Annotated in this window: 6 protein-coding genes; 3 read left to right on the top strand and 3 right to left on the bottom strand. The window is 70.8% G+C overall.

The window, feature by feature from the left end; translation table 11 throughout:
- The first annotated feature begins 567 nt into the window (after positions 1–567).
- The 3 genes from C1J00_RS11790 (at position 568) to C1J00_RS11780 (ending at position 4350) form a co-directional block, all read left to right on the top strand.
- The gene (locus C1J00_RS11790) at positions 568–1740 is read left to right on the top strand and encodes a DUF3631 domain-containing protein (RefSeq protein WP_180989511.1); all 1173 of its coding nucleotides are present in this window, start codon (positions 568–570) and stop codon (positions 1738–1740) included.
- Between the two features lie 371 nt (positions 1741–2111).
- A complete protein-coding gene (locus tag C1J00_RS11785) occupies positions 2112–2666 on the top strand; it encodes a MobC domain-containing protein (protein WP_180989510.1) in 555 nt (184 codons plus the stop codon).
- Complete coding sequence (locus C1J00_RS11780; RefSeq protein ID WP_102908995.1) at positions 2656–4350, top strand: relaxase/mobilization nuclease domain-containing protein; 1695 nt, start codon at positions 2656–2658, stop codon at positions 4348–4350. The genes C1J00_RS11785 and C1J00_RS11780 overlap by 11 nt, the downstream gene beginning before the upstream one ends.
- Positions 4351–4416: 66 nt before the next feature.
- On the opposite strand, the gene C1J00_RS11775 is transcribed toward C1J00_RS11780, so the two are convergent.
- The 3 genes from C1J00_RS11775 to C1J00_RS11765 are packed head-to-tail and all read right to left on the bottom strand — an operon-like array spanning position 4417 to position 6633.
- Entirely contained in the window at positions 4417–4995 is a 579-nt protein-coding gene (locus C1J00_RS11775) for an HAD domain-containing protein (RefSeq protein ID WP_102908994.1), read from the bottom strand.
- 30 nt (positions 4996–5025) lie between these two features.
- Complete coding sequence (locus tag C1J00_RS11770) at positions 5026–5721, bottom strand: class I SAM-dependent methyltransferase (protein ID WP_102908993.1); 696 nt, start codon at positions 5719–5721, stop codon at positions 5026–5028.
- Entirely contained in the window at positions 5722–6633 is a 912-nt protein-coding gene (locus C1J00_RS11765; RefSeq protein WP_102908992.1) for a phosphotransferase family protein, read from the bottom strand.
- Between the last annotated feature and the right edge of the window lie 16 nt (positions 6634–6649).

Genomic DNA, 6649 nt, shown 5'->3' with positions numbered 1-6649 from the left:
CCCCCGGACACAGCAACGGCCCTCGGCGCGCCAACGCCGAGGGCCGGAGATTCCCCTGCCGATCGCCCATCCCTGAACGAACGAGCTGGTGAGGGGCGGGACCTTGCCCGTCCTGTCCCTCACCGGAGAGGAACGTCTATGGAGGACTCTACGTCCCCCACCACCACGAGCACATCCCCCGCCGCCTGGCCCACAACTGCGGTCCCCGGCGAGGGCATCCCCTGGAGCCGCCGGGACCAGCACTCCCCTGATGCGGTGTCAGGGGGCCGTCCCCGCGACGAATCCGGTCCCCTGTCACCGCAAGCCACGGTCCCGATATCCACATCCGGTGGAAACGTGCAGGCCAGCAGCGTGACAACGGGGACCGGTCCCCAAGACGCAGACGTTGCACCAGGGGACCGCAATGGGGACCGGGACAACAACGCTCACCTGTCGCCGGGGACCGAGGCTGCCGTGGAGAGGGCGGAGCAAAACAAGATCGCGGCCAGCGACGACGAGGCAGGCACCGGAGGCCGTGAACGCGCGGGGGTCCAGGTAGCTGCTGACGGGGTCGCGCTGCTGGACGAGTTGCGGGGAGCGATCGGCAAGTACGTGGTGCTGCCCAGCGAGGAGGCGCTGACCGCGGTCACCCTGTGGGTGGCGGCCACGCACATCCAGACGGCTCTGCAGCACGCGCCGCGTCTGGCGGTGGTGAGCCCGACGAAGGGCTGCGGCAAGTCCCGGGTTCTGGACGTGCTCCACGAGACCGTGCACCAGCCGATGATGACGGTGAACACCTCGCCGGCGGTCATCTTCCGGGTCATCGGCAAGAACCCGCCCACCCTGCTGGTGGACGAGGCGGACACCATTTTTAGCCCCAAGGCGAGTGGTGACAGTGAGATCCTGCGCGGCCTGCTGAATGCCGGGCACCAGCGCAATCGGCCCGCCTGGCGGATCTCCGGTCCGGAGCACAAACCCACCCCGTTCCCCACCTTCGCCATGGCCGCCATCGCGGGGATCGGCGACCTGCCGGACACGGTCATGGACCGGGCGGTGGTGCTGCGGATGCAGAAGCGCAAGCCGGGCGAGAAGGTCACCCCCTTCCGCTCCCGGTATTCGGTTCCCGAACTCAACGCACTGCGTGACCGGCTGGCCGCTTGGTTGGGCCCGCTGCGCGGGCGGGCTGCCCGCATGGTGCCGCAGATGCCGGTGGAGGACCGGGCGGCGGACACCTGGGAGCCGCTGGTCATCATCGCCGACCTGGCTGGCGGCCACTGGCCCGCCCAGGCTCGTGCCGCCTGCCTGGCCATGACCCGCCATGAGGCGGTCCAGGACGAGCAGAGCAGTCTGAAGACGCGGCTGCTGCGGGACATCCATCGCATCTTCGCGCAGGCGGGCAACCCCGAAGCCCTGGCCACCCAGGATCTGGTCGCCGCCCTGATCCAGGACGCGGAGGCCCCGTGGGCGGAGCACGGCACCAAAGGGTTGAACGCCTACCACCTGAGCAACCTGCTGCGGGACTTCAACATCAGCCCGGCCAACTACCGGTTCGACAAGGGCAGGCAGGCCAAGGCGTACATGCGGAACCGGTTCCTGGATGCCTGGGCCCGCAACTGCCCCGACCTCGTCGAGGCGGCACCCGAGCCAGAACACGGCACTGCACCTGCCCGCATGACCCAGGGCAAGCCGCCCACCGCCCCGGCGGGGACGCTGCCCGCCGGCCCGCCCGGTAGCCCCGCCGGCCCGAGGCGCGCTCTCTGATCCCACCGGGGTCCGTATCACTTCGTCGCATCCGTCCCCGCGCAGGTCAGCGCGGGGACGGACTCTCTCGCCGGGACGGAGTTCTCCGTACCTGCCCGCGTGTCCGTACCTGCGCTGACCAGGCATGCGACGGATGCGACGGACGTGACACAGCCCCGTCCCCTCTCCTTCGGAGCACCACCATGCACACTGAGAACGACACGAACCCCATTTCTCCCCGCCGCTGGGGTTGGTTCGGCCAGGACCGACGAACAGCAGCAAGCTGGAGCGAACGAGCCCCTAATGGGGCTTCGTCCGCGCTTGCCTCCGCCCCTGGGTTGGCGGAGGAAGAGGGGGCCGGGCGCCAGCGGGCACCCGAGCCTGGGGAGGGGATGAACGGTTCCCGCAGCACGTCTGCCGCCGACAGCCCGCAGCAGCCCGTCGCCGACTCCGTCACCTCACACGCCGAGCCGTCTGCCCGTCCTCAACCGCCCGCCGCCGTTGAGCAGCCCTCGTGGCGTGAGCCCGACGCTCCCGCGCTGCCCGCGCGGATGAACCGCAAGCGCACCACCGAGAAGCGCGACCAGGAGAAGAAGATCCGCTTTACCCCGACGGCGGTCCGCCTCATCGACGCAGAGGCCAAGCGGCGCCGCCAGAAGTTCGCCGGCTTCGTCGGCGACGCCGCCCTCGCCGTCGCGCTCGGCAAGGCAGGCATGGTCGGCAGTCCAGAGGACGACCCCATCCGCCCGCTGGTGGAGGCCATCGAAGCGCACACCAAGGCGCTGAACCGGATCGGCACCAACCTCAACCAGATCACGGCAGCCATCCACTCCGGCGCGATACCCGAGCGCGCCGAGGCCGCCCTCGACCACATTGAGCAGGCCGCCCAGGCCAGTTACGCACTGATGGACCAGCTCCTGGCGGAAGGGGCCGGTCATGGTGCCTGACGTCTCCACCGGCTCCAGCACGCTCGGCCTGATCAACTACCTCTTCGGCAAGGGGCGGCGCGACGAGCACACCGACCCCCACATCGTCGCCGCCTGGGACATGGCTGGCGCCCCCGACCCCGGCCGCGACCACGAGGCCACCTACACCCAGCTCGCCCGGCGCCTGGACCACCACGTCGACCTGCGCACCCGCGAGCTGGGCGGCAAGAAGCCGCCACAACACGTATGGCACTGCCCCGTACGCACCGCGCCAGGCGACCGCTACCTCACCGACGCCGAGTGGGCCGAGGTCGCCCGCCGCATCGTCGCCGCAACGGGCATCGCCCCCGAGAGCGACGAGAAGGCGTGCCGGTGGATCGCGGTCCGGCACGCCGACGACCACATCCACATCATGGCCACTACCGTCCGCGCCGACGGCCGCCGCCCCCGTACGAGTCGGGACGGCTGGCGAGCCCAGCGCGAATGCCGAAAGATCGAGGCCGAGTTCGGGCTGCGCCGCCTGAAGTCCGGCGACCTCACCGCCCCGTGTACCCCCACCGGCGCCGAGCGCGCGAAGGCCGAGCGCCAGGGCCAGGACAAGGCCGCGCGGGAGTGGCTGCGCGAGCAGGCGTACGCGGTCGCCGCTGCCGTGCGCAGCATCGACGAGTACTTCACCGTGCTGCGCTCCATCGGCATCCAAGTCAGGCCGCGCATGGGCCCCGAGACCGGCGAGGTGACCGGCTACAGCCTGGCCGCGCCCGGCGACACCAGCAGGGGTGAGCCCATCTGGTTCGGGGGCTCAAGCCTCGCCCCCGACCTGTCCTACAACCGCCTGTGTGAACGCCTCCCCACCCAGTCCCTGGCCGACCGCCCCAAGCAGATGGCGGACCCGGCCGAACCGTGGCACCGCGCCGAAACCGCCATCAGCGACGCCCACGCCGTCCTCGACTCGGGCGACGACACCGTGGCCCAGGGCCACCTGGATGCCTTCGGCGACGCCCTCCACAACCTGGCCCTCACCGCCAACGGCGGGCACCGGTCCGAACTGCAAGCCGCTGCAAGGGCGTTCAACCGCGCCCGCCGCTCGGCGATCCGGGCCGACCACCAGGCCGCCACCGCCCTACGGGAAGCCGCCAAAGAACTCGCCTACGCCCCATACGATCCGGGCGGACTCGCCGTAGCCCTGATCTTCGCCGCGCTCCACGTGGCGCGCGCCGCCGCCAAGTGGCATGAGCAACGCGGTCACGAACAGCAGGCCGCAGCGGCCGAAGAAGCCTTCCGCCACCTGCAGGCCGGTTACCAGCAGGCCGCCCAGCCAGTCTTGGCGGATCTCGCCCGTCGCGCACCGCGCGCCACAACCGCCAGCCGCTTCGAGCAGGATCTGCGCGCAGCCCTCCCCGACCACGCCGACCGCGTCCTCGCCGATCCCGCATGGCCGGCCCTGACCACGACCCTCGCCCGCGCCGAGACCGCTGGCCACAACCCCCGGCGCCTCCTGTCCGAGGTCGGCTCCCGGCGGGAACTCGACAGTGCCGAGCATCCCGCCGAGGTCCTCAACTGGCGCATCACCGCTCAACCGAACAGGCGCACTCAGGCAGCACGTAGGCAAAGCACTATCAGCGGCACGACGTCCACGTCCGCCGCTCCACATCCTCCGGCCACGCCAGTGAACATGACACCCGAAGAACGTGGTCGGCACCGCTGAACCCGGTCGGATGCCCTCGCCATACGGCGCGGCGGGGGCATCGACTGTTCTGCCACGGCTTTCGCGTCAGGCTGCTTCGGTTCCGCTCGGAGCAGCGGGTGCACCGGTCCGCACGGCGAGCAGCCGCCCGGCCCACGCTCGGACTTCGGCCAGGTGTTCAGCCTGCAGCCCGGCACGGGGATCAGGCTGAACCAGCAGGGTCGCCGCGCCACGGGCGGTGCGCTCCGCGGCCCAGGAGTGGTCGAGGTCAGTGAAATCGTCGTCGATCCACACAGCGGGGGCGTCAGCCAGCCACGCGTCGACGTAGTCGCGCTTCCACAGGTAGCCATTGGGGTGGCTTGTTGTGATCTTGGGGCGCGGGAGATCGACGTGCGGCAGGGGTGGGAGACCGAGGAGCGGTCCGATCAGAGTGGCGGCGTCCTGGCGCCAGCTGGTGCACCAGAATGGCGTGACCATGCCGGTACGGATCACTTCCATGAGCATGGGGCCGTGGGCGGGGTTGAGCCAGATGGTGACCGGGTCGTCGGCGCTTCGGCCAGTGGGGACGACGTCGTGGCGGGCGTGGGTGGCTGGGGTCGAGCCCTCCGCGTCGGGGAAAGGAATGAGGACGCCGTCGATGTCGAGGAACAGGTAGGGCGGGCGCATCGGATTCTCCCAGGGGAGCCAGGGTGAGGGTCAGAGTTTGCGCGCGGTGATCAGCAGGGTGGTGGGCCAACGGCCTCCGTGGCGGGCGTCGTGGAACTCCTGGGCCGAGATGAGCCAGAGGCCGGCGCGGTCGAGGTGTTTCTCCCAGCGGGCGGCGTCGAAGTCCCAGCGGGCGATGGGTAGTCGGGTGCGGTCGGGGAGGGTGACGTAGTCGCGGCGCGGCCGGTCGTCGGTGGCCGGGCGGAGGCCCCCGCGCTGCGGGTGGGGTACAGAGAAGACGAGAGTGCGGCCGGGTTTGAGGTGCTGGGCGATGGCCGGGAGCAGGAGTTCGGGGGCGACGAGCCCAATGGCGCCGAAGACGGAGTAGACCGCGTCGAACTGCTCGTCTGAGGCTTGTAGGTAGTGCAGGGCGTGGCCCGCCACGAAGGTGAGGCTGTTCAGTCGCCCGTAGTGCGAGCGGGCTCGACGGACCTGGAGACCGACGAGGTCGACGCCGGTGACCTTGGCGCCGTAGCGGGTGGCGAGGTAGGCGGCGTTGTGGCCGGGGCCGCAGCCGAGTTCCAGCAGTCGTTTGCGGCGCAGGTCCGGGCCGAGGATCTCGGCGCCGGGCCCGGTGCCCAGCCGCGTGGTCCATTCCATCCGCGCGGGTACCGAGAGCGGCTCGGCAGGGTTTGCCGTGGTCCGTTGTAGAGCGTGGATGTACCAAGGGGAAGCGTGGGTGAGCACCTAGACCTCCAGGAGGTGGAGGACGTCGGTGAGGTGGCGGCGTACGGCCTTGATGTAGGCGGGGTCGGTGGCCGGGTCGTTGATCCAGCGGATGGACTGCTCCATGAACCACTCGACGGCCCACATGCGATGCCACCCCAGGGCCCAGTTCTCGGCGGTGAGCCCGCCGCGCTGGGTGAGGGCGTCGGGGGTGCCGCCAGCCGTGACGTATTGCTCCAGGAAGACCCGCAGGCGTACGGGGTCGGGGGTGTCGAGCGTGCCGTGCCAGCTGGCGAGGTCGAGCAGGCCGGGGCCGGTGAAGGCGCGGGCGAAGTCCAGCAGCCGCCAGCCGTGCCTGCTGATGTGGAGGCTGGTGGGGTGGAACTCGGAGTGCACCCAGCCGAATGGAGCCGCTGTGGCACCGGCCGAGCGGGGCTCGGCGGCCTGGGCGATTCGATCGAGCGCGTCCTCGATGTCGTCCGCCTCCTGCCACCGCTCGGCCTTGCGGAGCCGGGCGAGGTGCTCCAGGGCCCTGTCCGGCAGCGTGCGGAGCCGGGCCTGGTCGAGCACGGGCAGGGCGGGAGCTGTGCGGGTGCCGTGCAGGACCACGGCCGCGGCGGTGCCGTCGAGGTCGTCGGCGTCGCGGACGGCGGGGTCGAGGTCCTCCATGAGCATGCCGAGCCAGCCGTCCAGGACAGCGGAGGCGTGGACCTGCGGGACGGGAACGCCGAGCGTACGAGCCAGACGGAGAGCTTGATCCTCGCTGTCGAAGGGCCGCTTCGCGTACTTGAAGATCGCAGTGGTGGCGTCAGGGAAGGTCAGGCGCTCGACACCGGACATTGACCACACGCGCACCTCCTCGCGCACGGCGGTGGTACGGCTGGCCATGGTGAGCAGGTTGTCGAGGAGTTCGGCGCTGGGGTTCGCGGTCACGTGGGGGCTCCAAGGA

The organism is Streptomyces cahuitamycinicus (assembly GCF_002891435.1).
GTDB lineage: Bacteria > Actinomycetota > Actinomycetes > Streptomycetales > Streptomycetaceae > Streptomyces > Streptomyces cahuitamycinicus.
Note: the sequence above shows the minus strand (reverse complement) of the source record. Positions and strands in the feature narration are given on the sequence as shown.